This is a genomic window from Nitrosomonas sp. Nm51 (assembly GCF_900111165.1).
Classification (GTDB): Bacteria; Pseudomonadota; Gammaproteobacteria; order Burkholderiales; family Nitrosomonadaceae; genus Nitrosomonas.
This window is the reverse complement of sequence record NZ_FOGH01000040.1, coordinates 1-23,736: the sequence shown is the minus strand read 5'-3', so window position 1 is coordinate 23,736 and position 23,736 is coordinate 1. Positions and strand designations below refer to the sequence as shown.

The following is a 23,736-nucleotide window of genomic DNA, read 5'->3' as shown; positions in this document are numbered from 1 at the left end:
GATTATCGATGAAAGCGCTTTTGCGAAGAAAGGAGAGTCAATGGAATGGCCGTCTTGGTAAGGTAGACAATTGTCAGGTCGGTGTATTTGCCAGTCTGTGTCACAACGACATGGCCAGTTTGATTGATACACGCTTGTATTTGCCACAGCATTGGGTAAATGATCCGGATCGTTGCAAGAAGGCGGCAATACCTGAGGCATGCCGGCATTATCAAAGCAAATGCAGGATTGCATTATCGATGATCGAAACAGCCAAACAGCGCGGCGTGCGTTTTGGCTATGTCGGCATTGATGGCGGTTATGGCAAGGATCCTGCTTTCTTGAGAGGTGTTGATAAGTTTGGTTGCACATTTGTCGCTGATGTTCATTGCAAGCAGGTGATTTACCTTGAAGATCCGAAGCCGGGCATTCCTGTCTGGAATGGCCGTGGCAGACAACCGAAACAGTTGAAGGCACAAAATGAAGCGATACGTGTTGATCAATGGACATCGGCATAACCGGATGCTGCTTGGCTGCGACTTAGCCTGCGTGAGGGTGAGAAAGGTACACTGAAAGCGGAATATCTTCATGCTCCCGTTTGGGTATGGGATGGCGCCGAGAAACAGGCGCATCGCCGGTACTTGCTGGCTAGACGGGAGACCGGCGCTAGCGAAATGTCGCATTATTGCTTATCCAACGCGTCACTTGAAACGCCGTTACAAGAACTGGCGCAAGTACAGGCACAGCGTTTCTTCATTGAACACAGCTTTCATGAAGCGAAAAGCGAATGCGGCATGGCCGATGTTATCCTTCAATGACCTGGTGACCGTATTAGCGCATATGCTGCCGCAAAGACAACTTACCACCGAGGATCTGGCTGATATTATTCATAAGCGGCACCGACGACGGCTCAGCGCTAAAAAGTCTTCTGCCAGGCGAAAAATGGCTTTTGGGTAATCTGACAAAGTAGAACTAAGCTCATCGCTTTTACATTTTTGCACATTGAATATGCGCCATTAGCTTTTCATGAATTCCACCAAAACCGCCATTACTCATAATCAATATATGATCTCCTGCTACCGTAATGTCTGCAATTGCAGCAATAAGTTGTTGCAGGTTACTGTAACATTTCGCTTTTTCACCCAGCTTTGTTAAAGCGTGCTCCGCCCAACCGGCTTCATGGCTATAGCAAAAAACGATATCGGCGCCGCTGAGACTGCCGGCCAGTTTTTCCTTCCAGACTCCCATTTTCATGGTATTTGAGCGCGGGTCAAGTACTGCAATCATCCGCGCATCACCGATATGGCTGCGCAGACCGTCAATCGTTGTTTGAATTGCAGTAGGGTGATGGGCAAAATCGTCATACACGGTAATACGATTAACGACGCCGCGCATCTCCATCCGGCGTTTTACATTTTTAAATTGATGCAAGGCTTCAATGCCCGTTTTGACCGGAACACCCGCATGTCTTGCCGCAGCAAGCGCAGCCAGTGCATTCATCCGATTATGCCGGCCCAATATATTCCATTGCAATACACCCTGTAATTCGTCCATAAAAAACACCTCTGAAACGTTATTTTCGTGTGTAACGGAATGCCAGCCCGCCTGTATGCCGAACCGTTCCACTGGCGTCCAGCAACCCTGCGCCAGCAAGCGATCCAGGTTTCTGTCGCTGCCATTCGCGACAAGCATACCCATATTCGGCACAATCCTGACAAAGTGATGAAACTGCCGGATAATGGCAGCAAGGTCATCAAAAATATCGGCGTGGTCAAATTCCAGATTATTGAGAATTACGGTCTTTGGGCGGTAGTGAACAAATTTAGACCGCTTATCAAAAAATGCCGTATCGTATTCGTCCGCCTCGATAACAAAGAACGGTGATACATCGTTCATTAATAATTGAGGATTAGACTGCATTGCACCAATACGTGCAGATGTGTGGAAATTTTCCGGGATACCGCCTATCAAAAAACCCGGGTGCAACCCGGCATATTCCAGAATCCACGCCAGCATCGCGCTTGTGGTTGTTTTACCATGCGTCCCCGCAACCGCCAGTACCCACCTGGTATTTAAAATATTTTCCGATAACCACTGCGGACCGGAAGTATACGGCAAGTTCAGGTTTAGAATCTCTTCCATCAGTGGATTACCGCGGGTAACAACGTTACCAATTACAAAAATATCCGGTTTAAGCTGAATCTGATCTGCAGAGAACCCTGGAATTATCGTAATACCCAAAGACTCAAGTTGCGTGCTCATGGGCGGATAAACATTCTGGTCGCAACCTGTAACAATATGGCCGGATTCTTTTGCAATGGCGGCTATGCCGCCCATAAACGTGCCACAGATACCTAGAATATGAATATGCACGGTATTTTGTCTCTTGTTTAAGAATTAGAGTGATTATTTTTTGCCGCCATAGTAGATGGCATACAGTTTCTGTGTAACATCACGCTGCAACAACCGGTTTAAACGGAATACGAACACAAGCTTTACAATTAACCAGATGCGTTTGACAAATGCCTGTTGCCACTGGCGTGCAGAATTGCGAATACCGCCGTCCAGCAAAACCGTACGGCCAATTCCCATCATGCGCAAACTGAGTTCAACGTCCTCCATCAGCGGATAATCCGGAAAACCACCCATTTTATTAATGGCAGCAGTACGGAAAAACTGCCCCTGATCACCGAAACTTGCACCTCCAAGTGCAGCGCGCGCATCGTTAAGCATTTCGATAACAAACAATCGTATATTTGAAGTCTTAAACCGCTGCCCGACGGCGCCGCCAACAACGTCGGGGCTACGCGCTAACACGTTCATGATTTTTTGACTGACATCCGTGCCGCAGATGCAATCCGCATGAACCACCAGCACCACGTCCGCATTCGCAACCTCAAGCCCGGCACGGATCTGGGTGCCTCTACCTGATTGCGTGGACACCACACGCGCGCCCAATTGCTTTGCGATTGCAGCTGTTTGATCACTCGAACCGCCATCACATACAATAATTTCATCAACCTGGCGCTGCATGGATTTTACTGCCAGCAGACAGTTTTTAATTTGCCTGCTTTCATTTAATGCGGGTATCACAACGGACAGCGTTTCAGGCTTTTGCCAGCGTGCTGCCGGCCGTCTTTTGAACGAAGCAAAAAACCGCAACTCATACGCCAGCACCAGCAAGAAAGGCAACCACATTACCCACATGGCCCACACCGGCAGATACCACGACTCACCCCGTTCCACGCTGTATAACGAAGTAAAATACACGCCGCTTGTAAGGCTCAATACCAGCCACGACAGACTTGGGTACAGCGCAATAAATGGAAATATCCACAGAATGTACCAATAATGCACGACAGGTGATGATAAAACCAGTGCTGCGATCAAAAGATACGCTGCCTTGAGAGGACTGTTGACCGTCCGGTTAACCCATAGCGCAAATGATCCAAACAACACTATTGTAACGCCTGTCGCCCAAACATCTTCTCTTTGCAGCAGATAGTCAATTACGCTGTGTAACGGACCATTAAATGCATGCATTCCACCAAATGCCCACAATCCATGCAGCATATTGGGCAGTGTATCCATAAAATAAAAAGAAGGCAGTATCAGTGGAGCAAGCGATACCCAGCTATAGCGCCAGTTGCAACGCCAAAGATAATACGGTATCAGCACAATAGCGGCAATCTTGATTTGAACGGCTATACCCAGCCATAACCAGGACCATGCATAAGCGCGCCTCTCAAGGCATAATACCGACAACATAACCGCCAGCACCATCAACACATCAAAATGCGCCTCGCCTGCGATGGCAAACAACGTTAGCGGATTGAATGCATAAAATATCGTATTTCGCACATCCATTCCGTATTGCTTGAGCAAAGCTATTAATACACCTATGAGACATAAATCAGCGATAACAAACACCAGTTTAAACGCCCATGGTGTATAGGCCATACTGCTGACAGCCGCAAACACCAGTTCGGCAAGCGGCGGATACGCAGTCAACTTGTCCTTGTGATTCATACGTTCCCAGTATGTATCGCGGTAGCTGGCGTAATGCGCATGATCAGCCGGAAACCGGTACGGACTCTCGCCAGCAGCAGTAATTTTCCCTTCCCATAAATAACGGTAAACGTCATCGGAAACCGGCACCGCCATCATCAAAATACGCGCAAGCAGCGAAATCAGCACGATCAGCGCAATTTTACGGGATACGCTTAATCCGTCTGGAAAACACAACCAGGCGCCGGCAAATCCAGAAAACATGATGCCGTAGGAAAGAAGCATCATCGAAGCCTTATCAATGACGGTCCAGTGCGTCCAGTGCAAAGCTGCCGCAGAAAAAAACAATGCCAGCGAACAAGCAAAACATACCAGGCGGATATTACGCATTCCTCCAGCCGGCTAAAAAACTGATAACTGCATGGATCGGTTCTGGCATCGCATTCGCTTTATTGACTCTTTTCAAACCCTTCCTTAAGGGAACTGAAACCTACCAGCAAAAAACCACATGCATAAATCAATAAAAACGGTCCAACCATATAATGTTTTGCTTCGATATAGGCTATCAGGCTCACTGTACAATAAAGTCCCAGCATAATTTCAAATACCGGGAATACCGGGGCATTGACGCGGTATGAAAAGTATTGCCTTGCTGTTTTAGTTGTATCGCTGTTTCCGCTCTTGGGCGTGCGTACGAAACCGCTTTTAATATTAAAAACCGCTTCAAAAACCGCGCGCGTGTTTGACAGTGCGATACCGATACCAATGCACATCAATACCGGCAGGAACAGCAGTTTTTTCAATCCTGCTTTGGTTGCAATTTGACTGGTCAAATATAGCGAGCTTGGTCCACAGACGGCCACCAGAATGCACAGCATGAAGACAACCATTAACTGCCAGGGTATCTGCATATCCAGTGTCAATAATACAGGCAGTGTCAGTACCGACAAAAATGCCATAACCGGATGAATGCTGTAATGCGTCAAATGCAAAAATGCCTGAATTTTAGCCATCCAGCGGGCTTGTGACCGTAACACGCGCGGGTACAGTTTAATGGCTGTCTGTATAGATCCCTTTGCCCAGCGAAACTGCTGGCTTTTAAACGCAGTATACGATTGCGGCAGTTCAGCGGGAACAACAACATCCGCCAAAAATCCGGCACGCCACCCAGCCAGCTGGCAGCGGTAAGATAAATCCATATCCTCGGTTAATGTATCGGCCTGCCAGCCACCCGCATCTTCAATGGCTGCCTTGCGCCAGAGGCCCGCTGTACCGTTGAAGTTCATAAAAAAATCACTACGGGCGCGTGCGCTTTGTTCAATCATAAAATGCCCGTCTATACCGATACTTTGTGCTTGTGTCAGGAGAGAGTGTCCTGCATTCAGATGTCCCCAGCGCGCCTGTACAAAAGCCAGTTTGTCATCGGCAAGCAGCGGCGGCACCATGCGTTTCAAATAATCTTGATGAGGTACGAAGTCGCTGTCAAAAATTGCAACCAGCTTCCCTTTGCAACTTTGCAGGCCTTCTGCGAGCGCACCCGCCTTGAATCCCCGGCGATTTTCGCGTCTGAGCACCTGTACATCCTTGCCTGTCAAACGAAGCGATGCTGCGACAGCATCGACAATCGGCCGTGTTTCATCTGTCGAGTCATCCAAAATCTGTATTTCATGCCTGGACGCCGGGTAATCTATTGAGGCAACCGCCCGGATCACACGTTCGGCCACATTTGCTTCGTTATATAATGGAATTTGCGTGGTCACATGCGGCAATAACGCAGGATCGGAACCGGCAGGCTGCGGCTGCTGGATGCGAGCGCAGGCGCGTTCGCGTGTTTTCCAAAAACGCCACACCATGTAATAACAATTCACGCCATAGATAAACAGCGTCAAAATGCAGAACACGTAAGTACTGAATAATATATTCGCTATCATTGCATCATAGAACTGTTGAAGGTATCGTCCACGCCGCGTTCAATTTCTTACAGGATATTTTATACCATTCCTGCAGGCGCGGTTACGTTCAGGTCCGTTTTATAAATGTGTTTAACCCGCAATAAGCACTTGATTGTTACATACTTATGCTAACATTTTCATTGTGGCGGATTATCGGTAACAACGTTATGAGCGAAAAAAAGTGGTGGTTCTTTTCAGGGATTGTTTCGGCAGTACTGATGATATTTCTGGCGCATCAATGGACCAGGATGAATATGTATGAAGTAGAGCGCACGGAACTGATTAGTGAAGCAGTGACGAATGCTTATTTACAGAAAAACTGGGAAAATAAACTTAAAGAATTTGGTTATACCGGTCAGCCCACGCTGAAAGTCAAAACAGGCATCTTCATCCAATCGCTGAAATTCGCCAACTCATCCGATGTCGCGCTTTCCGGTTATATCTGGCAACGGTATCAGGATGGCATACACGACGCGATTAAACCTGCACCATCCGAAACCGGTTTCGTGCTGCCGGAACAGGTCAACTCGGGAGATACGATTGCACCGCAGGAAGCATACCGGGTACGGGTCAACGATGAAGAAATAATCGGCTGGTATTTTGAGGCAACAATCCGGCAGCCGTTTGAATACAAGTTGTATCCTTTTGACCACAAAACCGTATGGGTACGAATGTGGCACTATGATTTTGCGAAAAATATCGTGCTGGTGCCGGATTTTGACGCTTATCAATCGACCGCGCCTGACCGGATTTTTGGTATGGAAAAAAGCATCGTTCTGGGTACCTGGAATCGCGAAAACACATACTTCGACTACAAGCCTTCCAGTTATGATACCGATTTTGGTATCGCCGATTATATCGGGCAAAAGGACTTCCCCGAATTGCACTACAACATCATAATAAAGCGCAAATTCGAGAATGCGTTTATTATCTATCTGTTGCCGGTATTGCTGGTTGCCACCCTGCTTTTCGCCGCGCTGTTGACGGTCAGCAGAAACCCCGACCTGATCAGCAAACACGGATTCAACACATCGGGCTTTATCGGGGCCTGTTCGGCGCTGTTTTTTGTCGTTATGCTTGCACATATACAACTCAGGGAACAGTTTTCAGGTTCCGGAATCGTTTACATGGAATATTTTTATATACTCATGTACATCTACCTTGTAATTGCTGTCATGAATACTTACATTTTCTCGATGAATATCGCTAGGTGGCTGGCCTTTATTCACTATCGGGACAATCTGATAGCTAAAGTTGCGTACTGGCCGCTAACACTGACGATCATTATAATTATTACCGAAGCGATTATTGGTTAAATTGGCTAATCTGTTACTATTATTGAGCCATTTATCAGCGGAAGAACAGTAACAGGCATTGTTGCGCTGCGTCTCATTAGTCTGTTTACCCGGTAATCAGCACTTCATAATCAGTACCTTCCCATTTTTCTTGATCAGGCCAGTAAAAAGTAAACTGTACCGTTTCTCCGGGCTTGAGCTTGGCGGTCTGGAGTGTTGCTGTATAGATGTCAAGTCCCGTATCTTTGGTGTCTGTGTCCTGGATATTTTTCCATAAATTGACGCCCCAATGCACACGGGCCGGCGCTTTAAGTGCAATAGACAAAATGTTGCCTGTACGTACATGCCGCGGATAGTATCGTGGCCCCCAGAGTTCATGGGTAATCTTCGGGCGCGTTCCCTGGTAGCGATTCCAGGTAGCGGCAGGGCGGTCAACGGGGCAGCCGAGTACACGGCTGTAACATAATTTGATATATTCGCTATGCGTCCAGACGAGCGGCATAACTGAACCACTGGGCTTGCCTGGGCTCAGATGATGCCCAGGTATGGATGCGCTGTCCCAAACCTGCTCCGGAAGAAGCCCGCCAATACCGTCCATAGCCGCCATGGCCTCAAGGTAGGGAAGCGGATCTTCTCCCGCCAGAAGCGCATAATGGCCGCGCTCTCCGGTCAGCAGAGGCCATCCCCGGCCCAAACCAGTTCCATCAAAAGCACTGCCGTCTTCATGCTCGCCATAGCCATCTCCATTGTAACGATGCCATACAGGCCCGTTTGGGGTATCTGTTTTAAGCAGTTGATCTGCAACTTTCAGACTGTCAGTAATATAAGGATCATCTGCCTGACGCAGTCCATAACGAACCAGTTGCAGAAAGTCGGTTGCAACTTGCTCATTGGCCGGCAGATCAGGATCGCATGCACGGTTCTTAATCAAAATATGTTCTGATTGAGCGCCTTCATGCACCAGCACATCGTCTGGAGCAATGCGTATGTAATATCCGGCGACCCCAGTCTTTTCGCTAAGTGGTGTGTCAGTTACAAATGTCCATTCTTCAAGGTGGGCATTCCAGTTATCCGCAAGCAGCAGCGCAAACTCCCGCGCTTCATCATCGAGAAAAGTACTGCCTTCAACAAGTGCTGCAATGGCTACGGCAAGGGTAAAAGTATTGACACCGGCGTCTTCTTCCCATCTGTCCTGGCCAGTTACCGGGCCCTCGCGGGCAATAAAACGCAACGCCCGCTTGACCATATCTGTGCATGGGATGTCTCCTAATGCATCATGTTCGCGTAGCATTGCGGCCAAAAGTACCGGAAAAGCGGCTTCATCAAGCTGAATGCCTTGCCAGAAAGCCTTTCCTCCAAGCCATTGATTCTGTAGCCAATGTCCGTCCTCTTGCTGCGTGGCAATCAAATAGCGCAACACATCACGCGCATCTTCAACAGAACCGGTCGCAACCAGTGCGCCCGCGGTTTCAACCAGGTCGCGGCACCAGACCAGATGATAACCACCGCGACTTTGACTGTCTTCACCCCAAGGTACCGCAAGGCTTGCCACCATAGCGCCGCAATAAGTCCGGTCCTCATGAACCTTGAGAACCATATTGGAAAGCGCAAGTTTTTGCTGCAGATCTTGAGGCAGATCGGGAAGGCGGCAATTTCCGAACCATGCTTCCCAGGCCTGGCATTGTGCATTCCAGATTTCTGAGAAACCTTCGAATAATGTCGATAAGGCAAGCGTCGCCGCCGAGTCCATACTTGTTCCAAAACCGAGAGCAAGCGTTGCTTGATCAGGCAGTTCACCCATCAAAGCGACGGAGCCTGGCCCTGCGTTATCATATTCCCATGTCATGCGCCCATGCCTGTCGAAATCCTGCCAACCGTCACTCTCCTCACTGCAGCCAACCGAATAACGCCCCCAGGCATCCGCGCCAGCTTCCCCGGCCGCCATTAGCGCCAAACTAAAAGGGCCCTGATGTGCCCAAAGCACTTTCCGTCCATTGTGTCTGCCAGCATATGCCTGATTATTTTGCGCATCACCGCCCAGACGGGGCGACAACAACGCATAAGAGCGCAGATTCGCGTCACCCTCCAACCGGCAGTGCAGCAGAAGAACATCCCGGCGCTGTGACGGACAAATTTTCAAAGTAAAGGTAAACCGCGGATGCCGATGTACGATTTCAACAGCGGGTATATATGGTTTAGGCAGATTAACCCGATAGTCTCCAAGACGGCGCAATTCTATCCAGAACCCCCGGTCGTCAGCAATAATAAAGCCCAGGTCTTTGATCTGGGGAATATCAATACGCGGGTAATAGGCTTCAGTAATGATGCCTTCGGCGGCAGTAAACCAAAGCCGTGAAGACCCCAGGCCGGTACCGACCATGTCCTTGCCGGCAGGCGCCCATGTGGGATAGGAAAAAGCAGCTTGAGGAGCTTGCATGGTATTTCTCGCTCAGTTTTTTGGGGTATGCCGCGCTATTTGTTCTTTGGCTGCAGCGACAACATGCGCGGCGTCGAATCCGAAGCGTTGCGCAACGGTCTTCATCGGCGCGGACAAACCGAAACGATCCACGCTGATGGTGCTGCCGCCAGAGCCAGTATAACGTTCCCAACCAAAACTAGAAGCGGCTTCGACGGCAACGCGCGCGCTGATCTGTGGTGGAAGCACGCTATCCCGGTATTCCTGGCTTTGTTTTTCAAACAATTCCCACGACGGCAGACTAATGACCCGCGCATTCATTTTTTCCTCTTTCAATTGCTCATACGCTGCAATGCACAACGCCACTTCGCTGCCAGTTCCCATTAGCAGTACATCAGGTTTACAATCCTGGCTACCGGCAAGTATGTAGGCGCCTCGCGACACACCGTTTGCCGGCGCATACCGGTTGCGGTCCAGCGTGGTCAATGCCTGGCGCGACAATACCAGACAAACCGGACTATCCTTGATCTGCATGATTACCCGCCATGCTTCGACGACCTCGTTTGCATCCGCCGGGCGCAACACGATCATGCCGGGCATCGCGCGTAAGGACGCGAGATGCTCAACCGGCTGATGCGTGGGTCCATCCTCGCCCAGATTGATCGAATCGTGTGTCCAGATCGAAATGATTGGGAGCTTCATCATGGCGCTGAGCCTGAGGGCGCCGCGGCAATAGTCGGAAAAAACCAGGAAACTCGCTGAATAAGGGCGCAAACCCGACAGGCTTAGCCCGTTACTGATGGCGGCCATTGCGTGCTCTCGCACACCGTAATGCAAGTTGCGTCCATGATAATTTCCTGCTTTGTCCGGCGATTGAAAATCATTGGCGCGCTCGAAGTTTAAGCCGGTTTTGGTCGATGGCGCCAGGTCCGCCGCGCCGCCAATCAGCCAGGGGACTTTTTCAGCGATGGCATTCAACACCTTTCCAGATGCCGCGCGTGTCGCCAGGCCTTTCGCATCGGCGGGAAAAAAGGGTAGTGCGCTGTCCCAATCTTCCGGCAAATCACAACGCTGCATGCGGTCAATCTGCTCGGCAAGCGCCGGGTACTCCTTTCGGTAGGCTGAAAACTGTTTTACCCAGGCAGCGTGAAGCGCCGCACCGCGGCATCCAAATTGTTTGCTAAAATGTTCTACAACACCATCCGGCACATAAAACCGAGCATCGGGATCCCAGCCGTAGAACGTTTTGGTCAGCCGCACTTCCTCAGGCCCAAGCGCTTCACCATGCGCTTCTTTGGTATCCTGCTTATTAGGCGCGCCGTAGCCAATGTGGCTTTGCACAATAATGAGGGTAGGGCGATCATGGGTATTAAGGAATATGTCGTAACTATCCGCCAGCGCATCCAGATCGTTGGCGTCAGACACGTGCTCGACGCGCCAGCCATAGCTGACAAAGCGCGCGGCGACATCCTCAGTAAAGGCGATACGGGTTGAGCCTTCGATGCTGATGTGATTTTGATCATAAATCCAACATAAATTAGCCAGTTGAAGATGGCCCGCCAGCGACGCCGCTTCGCTGCTGACGCCTTCCATCATGTCGCCGTCGCCGCATAAAGCATACACATTATGCTCGAATAAAGGGTAATCCGGCCGGTTGTAGGTGGCCGCCATCCAGCGCTCGGCAATGGCCATGCCGACGCTGGTTGCCGCACCCTGTCCGAGCGGCCCGGTTGTGGTTTCCACGCCGGAAGTCCAGCCATATTCGGGATGGCCGGTGCAGCGGCTGTCAGCCTGACGAAAGCGCTTGATATCGTCCAACGTTATCGCCAGATCATTCCGGTCATCGTTTGGAGCAGCCGTCTTGACGCCAGATAAAAACAGCAGACTGTACAACAGCATCGAAGCATGCCCGGCAGATAATACAAAACGGTCCCGGTTTGGCCAGTCAGGATTTTCCGGATCGTAACGCAGGAAACGCTGCCACAAACAATAGGCGAGCGGCGCAGCGCCCATTGGTGTGCCGGGATGCCCGGACTGTGCTTGCTGCACCGCGTCAATAGAAAGTGTCCGCAGGGTATTAATACACAGTTGGTCGAGTTGTGTTGCGTTTGTCATAATTTGGTTTCCCCGGCATGCGATTGCTTTAGCTTGGCGATTTTTGATGCAATGCACGCCATCAAGTCTTTCCAGGATTTTGCGAATGATTGTGCGCCTTCACGCTGAAGCTGGTCGGCGAGTGTTGCATCATCTACACCAGCGCGTGCAACTTCAGCGATGACCGCCTCGGCATTACCGCCATCCTGCGGCAAAGTATTTTTCATCACGCCGTGTTCAGCGTAAGCCAGCAAGGTCTTTTCCGGCATCGTGTTAACCGTGTTCGGTGCTGCGAGCGCATCTATATAAAGTGTATCTGAAGCGGTGGGATCTTTGGTGCCGGTGCTGGCCCACAGGAGACGCTGCGGTTTTGCTCCAGCTTTAGCCAGTTTTTTCCAACGCGGTGAAACCAATAGCTCACAGTAGGCTTTGTAGGTACGCTGGGCAATGGCAATGCCAAGACGATTACGCAACGCGTCAGGCACCTTATCCTTGATCGCAACATCCCAGCGGCTGACAAAGAGCGATGCCACTGAAGCTACCCTGGCATCAAGGTTCGCGTCAATGCGCCGTTCAATGCCACGCATATAAGCTTCGGCTGCAGCGATATAATGTTCGCGGGAAAACAGTAAGGTAACATTTACCGGTACACCGGCAAAAATTGATTCCTCAATTGCAGCGATTCCTGCTTCAGTGCCGGGTATCTTGATGAAAAGATTCGGACGCCGCGCCTGTGTGTAAAGTTGTTTTGCCGCCTGAATAGTGCCCGCCGTATCGTTTACTAATAAAGGAGATACCTCCAGCGACACCCAGCCGTCAATACCGTCTGTGGCGACATAAGTTGAATGGAACAGGTCGGCCGCCCGGGTCAAATCTTCCAGCGCCAGCTCAAAAAAAAGTGTTTCATCCGATTTTCCGGCAACAGCTTTTTTATGAACAGCATCGTCGTAAGCATCTGTGTTTCTGATGGCGTGATCAAAAATCGTCGGGTTGGAGGTGAGCCCGGTTATGGAAAGCTCGCTGATATAGCGGTCTAATGTACCGCTCGCAAGAAGCTCTCGTGTCATGTTATCAAGCCAGAGGCTTTGTCCAAGGTCGTGCAACTGTTGCGTGGTTTTCATAATAAATCCTGTCCTGTTTGTCCGGTTTTAGGACACCGGCTCAAGTTGAAATAATGATCTGTTGAATCAGGTTATGGTCGTTTCTAGTCGTTTCTGGTCGTTCCAGTCATAAACATCACGCGCCTACCAGGCCGGGGCGGGGGTTGTGCCATTTACCGTGCGGTGCGATCAGCTTGTCAGCCTCTTTGGGACCCCAGCTGTAAGGCTGGTAAAGATGAACCGGATGGCACGGCTGGAGAACAGGTTCAACAACCGCCCAGGCCGCTTCGACTGCTTCCTTATGTGCGAATAATGCGCTCTCACCAACCAGGGCGTCGCCGAGCAATCGTTCGTATGGAGTTTCGGTTTCACGTATTATGTCGCGCTCGCCCCCCAGATAAAGCTCATGCTGATCGCCAACAAATTCTTTCCCTTCCCGTTTTACGCGTGCAGCAAGCGCAATAGCGGAATTAGGCGCAAGCCAAAAACGCAGATAATTAGCGCTGCCATTGGCCGGTTGTGAATCGGTGAATAATTTAGACGGCGGCGGCTTTAAATGAACCAGCACTTCAGCAACGCCTTCACGCATAAATTTGCCGGAGCGCAAGTACCAGGGCACACCCGACCAGCGCCAGGAGTCAATGAACAACCGCAATGCACAGAACGTTTCCACATCGGAATCCTTCGCCACGTCCGGTTCTTCCCGGTAACCGATATACTGGCCGCGTACGACATTGTCCGGCTCCAATGAACACATGGCCCGGAATACTTCCGCTTTCTGGGTATGCACAGCGGTATAGCCCCGGTAAGACGGCGGTTCCATGGCAAGCAGCGCAACGATCTGAAACAGATGATTCTGAACCACGTCACGTAGACATCCAGTGGCTTCATAAAATGCGCCGCGGCCATTAACCCCGAAATCTTCAGACAAGGTAATTTGAACGCTATCTACATAGTTGCGGTTCCAGATTGGTTCCAGAAAAGAATTCGCGAAACGGAAATAAAGAATGTTCATGATCGCTTCTTTTCCCAGAAAGTGATCGATACGGAAAATCGATTCTTCCGGAAAAACTGATTGCAATGCATTATTGAGTTCACGCGCAGACGCCAGATCGTGACCAAATGGTTTTTCGACAATAACACGCGCCGCTTCCGTGCAGCCGGAATTGGCTAGCCCCTGTACAACCGTCTCAAACATGCCGGAGGGAATGGCGAGGTAGTATAGCGGCCGCCTGGCACCATTCAGAGCTTTTTTTAACTGGTCAAACGTTGCCGGATCCTGATAGTCACCGTCTATGTATTGTAGCTGCGCAGACAGTTTGGCGAATGCATCCGCATCGATGCTACCGTTGTGTTCTATACTGTCGCGTGCCCGTTCCCGCAGTTTGTCCAGCGTCCAGCCTGAACGCGCTATGCCAATGATCGGTATATTCAGTTGATTACGCTGGATCATGGCATGTAATGCGGGAAATATTTTTTTGTAAGCCAGGTCGCCGGTGGCACCGAAAAAAACAAATGCATCGGAATGTGCTAATTCCATATTTTTCTCCCTGCTCTTAGGTCTTTTTTTCTATGTGACCGCCAAATTCATGCCGCATCGCAGACAATATTTTATTGGCAAAATCAGCATCGCCCCGTGAGCTGAAGCGTTCATACAACGCGGCACTTAGCACTGGAACCGGCACCGCTTCATCGATCGCCGCTTCAAGCGTCCACCGGCCTTCGCCTGAGTCGGACACCCGGCCCGAGAAATTGTCTAAACCCGGATCAGACAACAGCGCCGAAGCAGTCAGGTCCAGCAGCCATGAACGGATCACACTGCCACGGCGCCAGACTTCCGCGATCTCAGTAAGATCCAAATCATATTGGTAATATTCCGGATTACGCAGCGGCGTCGTCTCGGCGTCCATGTCATGGGTTTGTTTGCCGATATTTGCATTATGCAAAATATTCAGCCCTTCTGCATAGGCCGCCATCACCCCATATTCAATGCCGTTGTGAACCATTTTGACAAAATGGCCGGCACCGTGGGAACCGCAATGGAGATAACCTTGTTCAGCTGTGCTGGCGCCCGGCTGCCGTCCTGGCGTTGACGGGGCCGCATCAATGCCGGGGGACAACGTGGTAAAAACCGGGGTTAATTGTTGCACGATCCCCTTTTCGCCGCCAATCATCAGACAATAACCATGCTCAAGACCACTGATTCCGCCGCTTGTACCGACATCGAGATAGTGAATTCCCTGATTTTTTAATTCGTTACTCCGCCTGATGTCATCATGATAATGCGAGTTGCCGCCATCGATCACGATATCGTCTTCTTCAAGGAGCGGCACCAGTTGCGCCAGTACCCGGTCAACTAGCGCGGTGGGGATCATCAACCAGATTTTTCGCGGTTTGGCCAACTGACTTACCATGTTCTCAAGCGAGGTTGCGCCAATCACATTTGGCAGCATAAGCGCTTGAACAGCATCTGAATCGACATCATAAACGACACACTCATGGTTATCCCGCGTCAAACGCCGAACCATGTTCGCACCCATGCGTCCTAAACCAATCATACCGATCTGCATTGAAACCTCCCAACCAGAAAAATGAAATAATTACGACTAATTCGCACGTTATCACGTGTCAAGTTTTGTTATGTCAGTGTTCCCACAATCGAAAGCCACCGGCGAATGCGTCGGCGTTACTACCTTTCCGGCAGCCGGGCGGCAATTCCTTCAGGTTGTTGGCATTCCCGCCCCCAAGCACAATCTCATCGGACAAGAAAACAGCGGATAATCGCTCGATAACATCGGCAACCTTCTTGCGCCATTTTTTCTTACCCATGCGCGCCAAAGCGTGTGCGCCGACATAATCCTCGAACGTGCCTTTTTTATAAGGCAAGTGAGCAAGTTCCATCGGCACAATGACCGAATCCACAATCAAAGCAGAACCCAGGCCGGTTCCGAATCCAAGAAATAACATCTTGCCGCCCTGGTAGCTTCCTAATGCCTGCATTGCCGCATCGTTAATCATCTTCACTGGCTGCTTGAACGCACGCTCGAAGTTGAAGCCTACCCAGCCCTGAGCCAGATTATGCGGCTCGGTCAATGGCTGATTATTTAGCACTTGCCCAGGATAACCAATGGAAATGGCGTCGTATTTCCAATTCCCTGCAAGCTTTTTTACGCGCACTACCATTTGCTTGGCTGTAAGCGTTGGCCCGGAGGAAAACTGGCGATGATCCGTTTGCCCTTTAACGAGAATCTTGACATGAGTCCCACCCACATCGATAACGAGAATATGCATCATGTCAATAATCCGTCCTTTACAAACGGTTAACCGTCGATAACAAAAGCCCCTTATTTGTTTGACAGAAATGACCGCCTCGTATATGTCATTGAGAGTTGTCTTTTTTGGTTTGATTAAGATTCGATACCGTTTTTTATCAAAACGGGTCACGTTCGCTTTTGCCAGTATTGTGTCAGATTAGGCCGGCAGGCTTTTTCAAGGACGGTTAATTATTGCATAGCCTTATTTTTGTTATGTTCGGTATTCTCAACAGTGTTGGTTCTAAAACCCAGCAGTAAAGCGACTGTTCCGCTTGCTAATAAATTAATCTCAACCAGTATGCCTATAAAGCTGCGGATTGTTGTGGCCAACCACTTAACAATATCGCCGCTATGGCGATGGACAGAATTCCACTTACCACGATCCAACCAATTTTAGGTTGACTGCGCCAGTGCCAGGAATATGTCAATTTTATTATTCCCTCTACAACAAATAGCACGCCAACAATAAAAGCTAATGCTTGTATGCTGTTATCGAGCAAGGAACGTAAATCCGACAGACGTCGTTTCTCTGATTCAGGTTTAGTGAAATCGTCCTCCTCTGACTCTAGCGCCAGTCTACTATACATATAGTACAGAGCAGGGTATCTCTAATGGTCCAAATTTACGGGCACCCGCATCATCGGAATTGCCTGTTTACCTCTTCGCTACAATACGTCACGTTGTTACGCACAAAAAATGTGTCCTTACATATCGAATATGCTGCGCCACTATTTTTGTTTGGCCTTGTTTGGTTTAAAATTTTGAATTTTTAGAGACACCCTGTAATCCCTGACAATCAGTTGATGTTTTATATGCCATTATGCCATATGTTCAATCGCTTTTTTTATATGCCTCTGGCATGCTCCTCGAACCGCTCTTTCCAACCTTCAACCGTTTTTTTCATATGTCTGGCTTTTTCGGCCCTTTCATCAGGAGGGTGATTCATATCAGCCTGCTCACTTGCTGCTTTTTCGATATAGTTCATTTGCATTTTCATATAATGATGTGAATGTGCCATCTGTGCTTTTTCAGCATCCAGAGCATGCTTTAAGCTTTTCCCTGCACTGTTTGCATTGACCTGGGCACTAAGAAAGAATGTTAAAAACCCAATGATTAAAATAGTTGATATGTTTTTCATAATGTAGGTACCTCTTTGTTTTGTTGACAAAAAGTATTTAAGAAGAAAATACGTGTTCCCTTCTGTTGCTTTAAATCATGACGCACTCTTACCAGACAGGACGAATAATCACGCGTAAATAATGTTGGTCGAGATATTTCATATCATTGAAAAAAATCATGTTCGCAAAACGCACGTCACGCTTGCCCACTACTTCGAACGGGTGATCCAGACGTGAAAGAAAACGTAAATATGAATTAGTCCGGTTACTTTCAACCAGCTTGGTTTCTATCAGTTGTGGTAATAACCGGGTAATACTCTGTCCTACTAATTCTTTCACTGAAAAACCAAGTAACGCTGCGCCTGCTTGATTACAGGTACGGATCGTACCGTTGTTATAGAGCGTCAGGATAACTACCGCCTTTTCACAACCATCAACACGATAACCAACGTCTGAAGTTTCCATATACACTTCCTTTTTAACAGGTAACGTAGTCATTGGTTCGCCTCCGCTCCTGAGTCAGCCAATTTGTGAATTCATACCGCGGCTCAAGCTCACACCCCTGCGCCTTGTTCTTGTAACAGGCTGAAATTTCGACGTGCTCATTTCGTACAGATTCCGATTGATCTTCAATGACAGATAATTTTTTTGCTGTGTCTAGTACTAACTAGTATTAGTGCTTTGCGGCCGTAGTTTTATAGATTGCATATCAGCCTCCTTGTTTGGAAAATAAACTGTATGTATCGATGGTCGAGAAGAAAAGAATTCGTAACTTTGCTTCACGTTTAACACCATCACAAAGAACATAAGCGAAGAAATCAGGGCAAACCCGTAAGAGAAATTGTTAAATGTTCACCCTAGCGTATAGAGTAAGAAGACAATCTGTCGCTAACCTTGCTTGGACCTTACAAATTCGACAAGTTTGCCGGCAGTGGAGGAAAACAGACTGTGACGCGCAGGCCAGGATGATTGTTGGCGAGACTGATGGTCGCGCCGTGCCGGCGGAAGGGTTCCAATATGTCATCATGCGTTTCAGCGGGAATGCCAGGCCCGTTATCGGTCACTTGCAGGGTTGCCCCGCCATTACCGGGCCGGCAAGCGGAAAGTGTCACCGTGCTCCCCGCAGGCGTATGCCGATTGAAATTCTGCAACAGGTTGGTGAGCAGCTGTTTGAGCATTTGCTCATCCGCAAAAACTGTAACGGGGCGCGATGCACCCGCGATAATTGCAATTTGCTCCCGGTCGGCAAGCGTCGGTTCAAACACTTCCACGACATCTTGTATTACGTCGCGCAAATCCACGGTTGAGAACGCTGAACGGTCAGTGGAGGCTTCCAGCCTGGAGATGCGCAGCACCGTGTCAAAATTTCTTTTTCACCGGCACGTTAATATGTTGCGATAAAACCTCTGCAGCTTTTGGTATGCGGCTTCAGTGAGGCATTCGTCATCTGATTGCGACACTTCATGGCAAGCTTTTTGCAGCAGCTCTCTCATGTTCTGCGCCCAGGCATACTGGTTGGCATCCACCACGAATGCCAATTCACGTAACAGATGCGCGCCGCACAATCCATGACCGCAATGATCATAGCCCAGATAGGATGCTCAGCAACCGCCATAACGGGGAATAATATTGATGGTTTCAATGGCTTGTCTGCCACGCTTGCGGTGTAATCGCTTCAGTGTAGTATCACCCGCAGCATAAACATGAAATGTGAGAGCCGGCCTGCTTAATTTTAATTCCCACCAGCCTAATACGATTTTATTTCTGCATATTCAGCCAGTGTTCAGCTTAAGACTAATACTCTCAACGGGCTGTCAAAAAGCAAACGCGAAGATTTCGTCATCATTTTGAATGAATTTAATTTATAGATGGATTGCTTGTTCCATTTTTTCAAAAAAAAACAGGAGAGTATGGCGTGAAAAAGCAGCTCATATCATTGTTAGTTATGTTATTCGTAATATATATCCAGCCTATGCGACAGGACCGGAACATGAGCAACTATTCGATGAAACAGGCGAAGATGAAATCAATATCATGCCACTTGATCTAGAGAAAACAAACCATTTTTTTACCAAAACAGAAGAGGGTGGAGTGCAACAGGTAGTTGCGAAAAACAGGCAAGATCTCGAGCAAATTCGCTTGATACGTAAACATCTGTATGAAACTTCAACAGATTTAAGTCAAGACTGTTTTTCTAGGCTATTACAGATTCTCGGTGAAAACATGCCTGGACTGACGGAGCTGGAGGCGCCCAAAGCAGATCAGATCAAAATTGAATATTTAGAGCTTCAGAACGGTGCGCAGATTAGCTATTCATCAGATTCACCACCTATCATCGAGGCAATCCATAAATGGATTGAAGCTCAATTTAATGATCATCCGCGTCAAGTTATATCAGGTCATGCGCACAGCCCCAAGCTTAATCATTGATCACGTCGCTTAGCAAACAGAAAAAATCACATCGTTATGCACTTATAAGTGCAAGCAAGCTAATTATTAACCATATAAACATAGGCTGGCTTTTTATGACAACTACAGCACATTATGCAGTTAAGGCTGCCAAACGACTGAATTTAGAACCTTGGCTTTACTCTTTTATTTACCGGGAATTCAGAAAAATTCACAAAAATCACGGTGTAAGTATCGCTACCAATAATTATGGATACTTTCCAACCGACATTTCTGCCTCAGACAAGTATCAGCTTCAAATGTATGATGAATATGTAAAACTCCTCGAAAGTGAAAATACAAGTCAAATTTTGGAAATTGGGTGTGGAGCTGGCGGCGGACTTATGCATATGCAGTCACGCCTGCCAGATTCCTGCTTCACGGGCCTAGATCGATGCAAAGAAGCAATAAAGACTTGCAAATACTTTTTTCCAGAACACGCCAATTTCCTGGAATTATATATTCATATCAAAGATATAATAAAAACCGGCAAAAAATTTGACGCCATTGTAAGTGTTGAGACCAGCATATATAAGAATCCTGAAATTTTTTCAGTTCTCTATAAATTACTAACCGACGACGGCGTTCTCGTCTACTATGACAATGTAGCATCAAGCAGATTAAACGGTGCGATAAAGTCCATTGAGCGACATGGATTTAAAACAGAATTACTGAGTGATATCACTGAAAATGTTTTTAAAGCCTGTGAATTCGACAATCATAGAAGAATGGAGATAACTACAAAATATTTACCGTTATATTTACAGCCATTTAATAGTGAGTTCGAGCGTTACATGTGCGTAAAAGACAGCTCTCGCTATATCAATTTTGGTAACGGTACAAAAAAATCTTTCTTGCTCAAAGCCAGGAAATTGAAAAATTAATAATTTGCACGAACCTCTTGCAAAACTCCCGTCGGCATAGTTTCGCAAGTAGCAATAATTTGGTTCAAGCTGCAGGCTCAAAACCGCGTATCCGTGCCGGCCGGCAAGGGCAATCAATAACGTTGACATATCCAGAACCGCAGCCGTCGACCTTGCAAGGGCCGGCGGTGCACTCGCTTCACTGGCCAGAAAATTAACGCCCGTCGGAATGAATAGCAATCGGTACCGCTTCATACATCTGTCAGGAAACAAACAATAGTTATTTAATAACACCAGTGGGACCCCAACTGTCGACGGTTAAAACCCGAGTTGTGACAACGCCGCCCATTGGCCAACAGTAACCACATACACAAACCTGCAAACCCATTTAGCAAATCCTGAAACACTTATACAGGCTTCCGTATGGTGCCCAAACGATCACCCAGGTGAAACCCAACCAACCGGCTGGGTGGGGCGTTCAAACATCATGTCAAACCATTTGCGCGTTCGGTAGCCTGCTTTCAAAAACCACGCCGGGCGGTATGCCCGGATACAATCCGCCCGAAGGTGAACAAAGAACGCCAGCAGATGAAGACTGGAACGCCGCAGCAGACCAATTCGCTGATAGTCATCGATGAAGCGTGGCAAGTCTGGCCAGCTGTCGGCGTCAAAAACATCCCCGAAGACATCGCGCACCTTGCCAAACATGGCCACTATGGAATCGATTTTCTGATCATCACCCAGAAACCTCACTTGCTTCATACCGGCGTACTTTCCCAGGTATCCGTTCACAAACACATCCTGAAAAAATGGTCCGGTCACAAAATGCTTGAATGAATGGCCGGAATACTGCTCAAACCCTACTTACAGCCAGATCAAACCGCGATCAGGCCGTTACCGTCCCGTTCAAAATCCGAACCGAAGCATTCGAGCTGTACCATTCAGGACAACATCACGGCAAACTGAAACAACGGAAACCGTTGCAAATTTATGCAACACTGGCATTGTTCCTTGCACTACCGATAATCTTTTATTCTTCCTACCAGGTATTTGCAGCCAAACAAACGAAAACAGAAATACAGGAAACAGAAGAAACACAACCGGTCAGGGTCATAGCCGCCAGCCAACAAGTAACGCCGGAACCGGAAAACATAGAAGGAGAAAAAAAGAAACCGAACCCGAACCCGAACAAATCACGCGCCTGTTACCTACGCTTGTATCGTCAAAATACGACTGGGACAGAATAGCCGCCTGTCTCGATTCTAAACATTTCGGCTGTGTCTGTTACGGCCAATCATCAGAACGCCTTGTAATCCCTAAAGAAACCTGCCAGCTTGCTGCTAAGCACGGCTGGACACAAACCAAACGATCAACAAAGGTGCAACTATGAAAAAGCTAAAACGCACAATCCAGAAAAAAATGAATGTTGACTACAGCGCAATGATTTCAGAAATCCAGTCCCATTTCGGATATTATCAATCGCTGCTGGTCGATGAAAAAACCTATGATGAATTGTCCCTTGGCTTGCGGTTTTCATTGATTATTCAGCTACCAGAATCAATTGACCCGGAAGATCTCTGGGGTAAAGAACTGATCATTGCACCAAGCTATATCAAGGACATTCACGGCAAGCCTGAAACACGCGCTTTAGGCCATGGAACGATTTTTCATATCAATGACGTAGTTTATAACAAGCCCAATCAATATGAAGTAGAAGGGCTAAAATATGGCTATGCACTAATCGAAGTTGATGAAGTACACCCAGTTACAGAATCTATAATTAAATAATTAACTCTGTCCTATCTGCCAAAAAGCTGCTCAATCAGCTCAATTGACACCAACCAGCAAACATTCCCTTAGTAATCAACGAATAACCCCACAAACGTCAAGGGCAGAAACGGAAAGTTTTAATGGTACTATATTAAAAGTTTCCGGTTCTGGCTTGCGCACCCTTGACGGCGCACAAACCCAATAAGCTCAGAGCAGGGTGCGGGAACCTTCCCGCACCCATGCCCAGCGGCGAGCTAAATAAAAAAATACCTCGCCATTTTGACGAGGTATCTATATGGAAAATAACTTACTTAGATGGAAATTAAATCTAAATAGTTATGCATACTGGGTTAATTTCCACGTCACTGCTTTGTTAGCGTAAGGTGGCATAGTGTTACTTTTAGCGATTGGTGCTGTTGTGCTCGGTGTTCCAATAACCTTCCAGATTCCACTTTCAGGGCATTTTTCACCAGTACGAGCAGTTGTGCCAATTGGAACTTTATTAGTACGTAATAAAGACATTATATTACCTCTATAGTTTAGTATTAATGAGAAAGTAGTTTAAGTCAGCAAAAAAAGTTTTATGCAGACATACTAATAATACCAGCATAGTTTTCGATAGTAAAGTACAATAAGTTTTATTTATCGAACATAATAAGGAGAATTAGTATGATTTCATTGCTGGGGGAGAAAATTCGTACTGAACGAAAGAAATTGAAGCTAACGTTGGAGCAGTTAGCAGAAAAAACAGATTCAAGTAAAAGTTATATTTGGGAACTTGAAAATCGGCCTTCAATAAAGCCTTCTGCTGAGAAAATCAGTAAAATTGCTGAAGTGCTCGGTGTATCGGTTGAATATTTAATGAATGATGAAAAAAAGGATTTCAGCATATCAGATGCAGATAAAGTTTTTTTTCGACGCGTAACTCAGCTTGATCCTGTGAAACGAGCACAATTAGAAAAATTCCTGAAAGCAATAGACGATGAGTGATCCTACAACTCCGGCTTCATGGGGTATCCAGTTATCAAAATTATGGCTGCTGTGTGGCCAAGGTTTTCCAGTAGATGTAAAGCAGATTGCACTTGAAGTAACAAAACAAAAGTTTTCTGATCCTATCGGGATAATTAAAGGTCACAACATTTCAGGCATTGATGGGATGTTATCTCGACGAAGCAGAGGGGATTGGTGTATATCATTTGATGAAACGGTTAAAATACAAGGTCGAATTAATTTTACCTTAGGTCATGAGTTCGGCCATTACTTACTTCATCGATTATACAAAAGTGAATAGAAAGGACTTCCCCTACTCGAAGCGGTAGCCCCGCACGGCATCGGTGTGCCAGGATTGAAGTATTAATCAATCAAAATAAGAGGAGAAG

The 23,736-nt window shown here is 47.7% G+C and carries 24 protein-coding genes; 10 read left to right on the top strand and 14 right to left on the bottom strand.

The features are described 5' to 3' along the window. On the top strand, positions 1–497 hold a 497-nt coding region (locus tag BMY60_RS11595), incomplete at its 5' end, for a transposase (protein ID WP_143057438.1). Positions 498–653: 156 nt separating this feature from the next. Further along, positions 654–797, top strand: a complete 144-nt coding sequence (locus BMY60_RS15805) for a hypothetical protein (RefSeq protein ID WP_177166660.1) — start codon at positions 654–656, stop codon at positions 795–797. Between the two features lie 169 nt (positions 798–966). On the opposite strand, the gene mpl is transcribed toward BMY60_RS15805, so the two are convergent. From mpl to BMY60_RS11580, 3 genes are read right to left on the bottom strand one after another with little or no spacing between them, the layout of a single operon-like run. Further along, positions 967–2,352, bottom strand: coding sequence for a UDP-N-acetylmuramate:L-alanyl-gamma-D-glutamyl-meso-diaminopimelate ligase (gene mpl / locus BMY60_RS11590; protein WP_090333793.1), 1,386 nt, complete (start codon positions 2,350–2,352; stop codon positions 967–969). Between the two features lie 33 nt (positions 2,353–2,385). Next, entirely contained in the window at positions 2,386–4,377 is a 1,992-nt protein-coding gene (locus tag BMY60_RS11585) for a glycosyltransferase (protein WP_090333791.1), read from the bottom strand. Between the two features lie 59 nt (positions 4,378–4,436). After that, positions 4,437–5,840, bottom strand: a complete 1,404-nt coding sequence (locus BMY60_RS11580) for a glycosyltransferase (protein ID WP_218141690.1) — start codon at positions 5,838–5,840, stop codon at positions 4,437–4,439. A 266-nt stretch (positions 5,841–6,106) separates the two neighbouring features. Between BMY60_RS11580 and BMY60_RS11575 the strand changes: the two genes are divergently transcribed. After that, a complete protein-coding gene (locus BMY60_RS11575; RefSeq protein ID WP_177166659.1) occupies positions 6,107–7,255 on the top strand; it encodes a hypothetical protein in 1,149 nt (382 codons plus the stop codon). Positions 7,256–7,340: 85 nt separating this feature from the next. Here the strand turns inward: BMY60_RS11575 and BMY60_RS11570 are convergent, their stop codons facing one another. From BMY60_RS11570 to BMY60_RS11525, 10 genes are all read right to left on the bottom strand, one after another. Further along, positions 7,341–9,671: a glycoside hydrolase family 15 protein gene (locus BMY60_RS11570; protein WP_090333788.1), complete on the bottom strand. Its 2,331-nt coding sequence runs from the start codon at positions 9,669–9,671 to the stop codon at positions 7,341–7,343. Between the two features lie 12 nt (positions 9,672–9,683). Beyond that, on the bottom strand, positions 9,684–11,765 hold the full coding sequence (tkt, locus tag BMY60_RS11565; protein ID WP_090333787.1) for a transketolase: 2,082 nt from the start codon (positions 11,763–11,765) through the stop codon (positions 9,684–9,686). Next, positions 11,762–12,865 carry a transaldolase gene (tal, locus tag BMY60_RS11560; protein WP_090333786.1) on the bottom strand — a complete coding sequence of 368 codons (1,104 nt, stop codon included), beginning with the start codon at positions 12,863–12,865 and terminating at the stop codon, positions 11,762–11,764. The genes tkt and tal overlap by 4 nt, the downstream gene beginning before the upstream one ends. Before the next feature lie 115 nt (positions 12,866–12,980). Continuing rightward, positions 12,981–14,384 carry a glucose-6-phosphate dehydrogenase gene (gene zwf / locus BMY60_RS11555; protein WP_090333784.1) on the bottom strand — a complete coding sequence of 468 codons (1,404 nt, stop codon included), beginning with the start codon at positions 14,382–14,384 and terminating at the stop codon, positions 12,981–12,983. 16 nt (positions 14,385–14,400) lie between these two features. Further along, entirely contained in the window at positions 14,401–15,414 is a 1,014-nt protein-coding gene (gene gnd / locus BMY60_RS11550) for a phosphogluconate dehydrogenase (NAD(+)-dependent, decarboxylating) (RefSeq protein ID WP_090333783.1), read from the bottom strand. A gap of 73 nt (positions 15,415–15,487) precedes the next feature. Continuing rightward, complete coding sequence (locus BMY60_RS11545; RefSeq protein WP_218141689.1) at positions 15,488–16,138, bottom strand: ROK family protein; 651 nt, start codon at positions 16,136–16,138, stop codon at positions 15,488–15,490. A gap of 322 nt (positions 16,139–16,460) precedes the next feature. Beyond that, complete coding sequence (locus tag BMY60_RS16710; protein ID WP_090333781.1) at positions 16,461–16,745, bottom strand: DUF308 domain-containing protein; 285 nt, start codon at positions 16,743–16,745, stop codon at positions 16,461–16,463. A 257-nt stretch (positions 16,746–17,002) separates the two neighbouring features. Next, positions 17,003–17,296, bottom strand: coding sequence for a hypothetical protein (locus tag BMY60_RS11535; RefSeq protein WP_090333780.1), 294 nt, complete (start codon positions 17,294–17,296; stop codon positions 17,003–17,005). Positions 17,297–17,384: 88 nt separating this feature from the next. Beyond that, entirely contained in the window at positions 17,385–17,774 is a 390-nt protein-coding gene (locus tag BMY60_RS11530) for a PAS domain-containing protein (protein WP_143057437.1), read from the bottom strand. 407 nt (positions 17,775–18,181) lie between these two features. Then, a complete protein-coding gene (locus BMY60_RS11525) occupies positions 18,182–18,631 on the bottom strand; it encodes a sensor histidine kinase (RefSeq protein WP_090333777.1) in 450 nt (149 codons plus the stop codon). A 496-nt stretch (positions 18,632–19,127) separates the two neighbouring features. On the opposite strand from BMY60_RS11525, the gene BMY60_RS11515 reads away from it, so the two are divergent. From BMY60_RS11515 to BMY60_RS11495, 5 genes are all read left to right on the top strand, one after another. After that, on the top strand, positions 19,128–19,706 hold the full coding sequence (locus BMY60_RS11515) for a hypothetical protein (protein ID WP_090333773.1): 579 nt from the start codon (positions 19,128–19,130) through the stop codon (positions 19,704–19,706). Positions 19,707–19,801: 95 nt separating this feature from the next. After that, positions 19,802–20,608 (top strand): SAM-dependent methyltransferase, encoded by an 807-nt coding sequence (locus BMY60_RS11510; protein ID WP_143057436.1) that lies wholly within the window; start codon positions 19,802–19,804, stop codon positions 20,606–20,608. A 567-nt stretch (positions 20,609–21,175) separates the two neighbouring features. Further along, positions 21,176–21,424, top strand: coding sequence for a zonular occludens toxin domain-containing protein (locus BMY60_RS16705; protein ID WP_371264210.1), 249 nt, complete (start codon positions 21,176–21,178; stop codon positions 21,422–21,424). After that, positions 21,421–21,834, top strand: coding sequence for a hypothetical protein (locus tag BMY60_RS11500; protein WP_090333769.1), 414 nt, complete (start codon positions 21,421–21,423; stop codon positions 21,832–21,834). Before BMY60_RS16705 ends, BMY60_RS11500 begins: the two co-directional genes overlap by 4 nt. A gap of 139 nt (positions 21,835–21,973) precedes the next feature. Then, the gene (locus BMY60_RS11495; protein WP_090333767.1) at positions 21,974–22,375 is read left to right on the top strand and encodes a hypothetical protein; all 402 of its coding nucleotides are present in this window, start codon (positions 21,974–21,976) and stop codon (positions 22,373–22,375) included. 318 nt (positions 22,376–22,693) lie between these two features. Here BMY60_RS11495 and BMY60_RS11490 read toward each other — a convergent pair whose 3' ends face one another. Continuing rightward, positions 22,694–22,879 (bottom strand): hypothetical protein, encoded by a 186-nt coding sequence (locus BMY60_RS11490; RefSeq protein WP_090333766.1) that lies wholly within the window; start codon positions 22,877–22,879, stop codon positions 22,694–22,696. Positions 22,880–23,026: 147 nt separating this feature from the next. On the opposite strand from BMY60_RS11490, the gene BMY60_RS11485 reads away from it, so the two are divergent. Together BMY60_RS11485 and BMY60_RS11480 are read left to right on the top strand one after the other, a co-directional pair. Next, entirely contained in the window at positions 23,027–23,347 is a 321-nt protein-coding gene (locus BMY60_RS11485; protein WP_090333765.1) for a helix-turn-helix domain-containing protein, read from the top strand. Further along, positions 23,340–23,648: an ImmA/IrrE family metallo-endopeptidase gene (locus BMY60_RS11480; protein WP_218141687.1), complete on the top strand. Its 309-nt coding sequence runs from the start codon at positions 23,340–23,342 to the stop codon at positions 23,646–23,648. Before BMY60_RS11485 ends, BMY60_RS11480 begins: the two co-directional genes overlap by 8 nt. Positions 23,649–23,736 lie beyond the last annotated feature (88 nt).

Bases quoted from the DNA above. Each gene is read 5' to 3' on its own strand.
- BMY60_RS15805 (WP_177166660.1), top strand. From the start codon at position 654: ATGTCGCATTATTGCTTATCCAACGCGTCACTTGAAACGCCGTTACAA.
- BMY60_RS11585 (WP_090333791.1), bottom strand. From the start codon at position 4,377: ATGCGTAATATCCGCCTGGTATGTTTTGCTTGTTCGCTGGCATTGTTT.
- BMY60_RS11580 (WP_218141690.1), bottom strand. From the start codon at position 5,840: ATGGTGTGGCGTTTTTGGAAAACACGCGAACGCGCCTGCGCTCGCATC.
- BMY60_RS11575 (WP_177166659.1), top strand. From the start codon at position 6,107: ATGAGCGAAAAAAAGTGGTGGTTCTTTTCAGGGATTGTTTCGGCAGTA.
- BMY60_RS11570 (WP_090333788.1), bottom strand. From the start codon at position 9,671: ATGCAAGCTCCTCAAGCTGCTTTTTCCTATCCCACATGGGCGCCTGCC.
- tkt (WP_090333787.1), bottom strand. From the start codon at position 11,765: ATGACAAACGCAACACAACTCGACCAACTGTGTATTAATACCCTGCGG.
- tal (WP_090333786.1), bottom strand. From the start codon at position 12,865: ATGAAAACCACGCAACAGTTGCACGACCTTGGACAAAGCCTCTGGCTT.
- zwf (WP_090333784.1), bottom strand. From the start codon at position 14,384: ATGGAATTAGCACATTCCGATGCATTTGTTTTTTTCGGTGCCACCGGC.
- gnd (WP_090333783.1), bottom strand. From the start codon at position 15,414: ATGCAGATCGGTATGATTGGTTTAGGACGCATGGGTGCGAACATGGTT.
- BMY60_RS11545 (WP_218141689.1), bottom strand. From the start codon at position 16,138: ATGATGCATATTCTCGTTATCGATGTGGGTGGGACTCATGTCAAGATT.
- BMY60_RS16710 (WP_090333781.1), bottom strand. From the start codon at position 16,745: ATGTATAGTAGACTGGCGCTAGAGTCAGAGGAGGACGATTTCACTAAA.
- BMY60_RS11535 (WP_090333780.1), bottom strand. From the start codon at position 17,296: ATGAAAAACATATCAACTATTTTAATCATTGGGTTTTTAACATTCTTT.
- BMY60_RS11530 (WP_143057437.1), bottom strand. From the start codon at position 17,774: ATGACTACGTTACCTGTTAAAAAGGAAGTGTATATGGAAACTTCAGAC.
- BMY60_RS11515 (WP_090333773.1), top strand. From the start codon at position 19,128: ATGAATTTAATTTATAGATGGATTGCTTGTTCCATTTTTTCAAAAAAA.
- BMY60_RS11510 (WP_143057436.1), top strand. From the start codon at position 19,802: ATGACAACTACAGCACATTATGCAGTTAAGGCTGCCAAACGACTGAAT.
- BMY60_RS16705 (WP_371264210.1), top strand. From the start codon at position 21,176: ATGAAGACTGGAACGCCGCAGCAGACCAATTCGCTGATAGTCATCGAT.
- BMY60_RS11500 (WP_090333769.1), top strand. From the start codon at position 21,421: ATGAATGGCCGGAATACTGCTCAAACCCTACTTACAGCCAGATCAAAC.
- BMY60_RS11495 (WP_090333767.1), top strand. From the start codon at position 21,974: ATGAAAAAGCTAAAACGCACAATCCAGAAAAAAATGAATGTTGACTAC.
- BMY60_RS11490 (WP_090333766.1), bottom strand. From the start codon at position 22,879: ATGTCTTTATTACGTACTAATAAAGTTCCAATTGGCACAACTGCTCGT.
- BMY60_RS11485 (WP_090333765.1), top strand. From the start codon at position 23,027: ATGATTTCATTGCTGGGGGAGAAAATTCGTACTGAACGAAAGAAATTG.
- BMY60_RS11480 (WP_218141687.1), top strand. From the start codon at position 23,340: ATGAGTGATCCTACAACTCCGGCTTCATGGGGTATCCAGTTATCAAAA.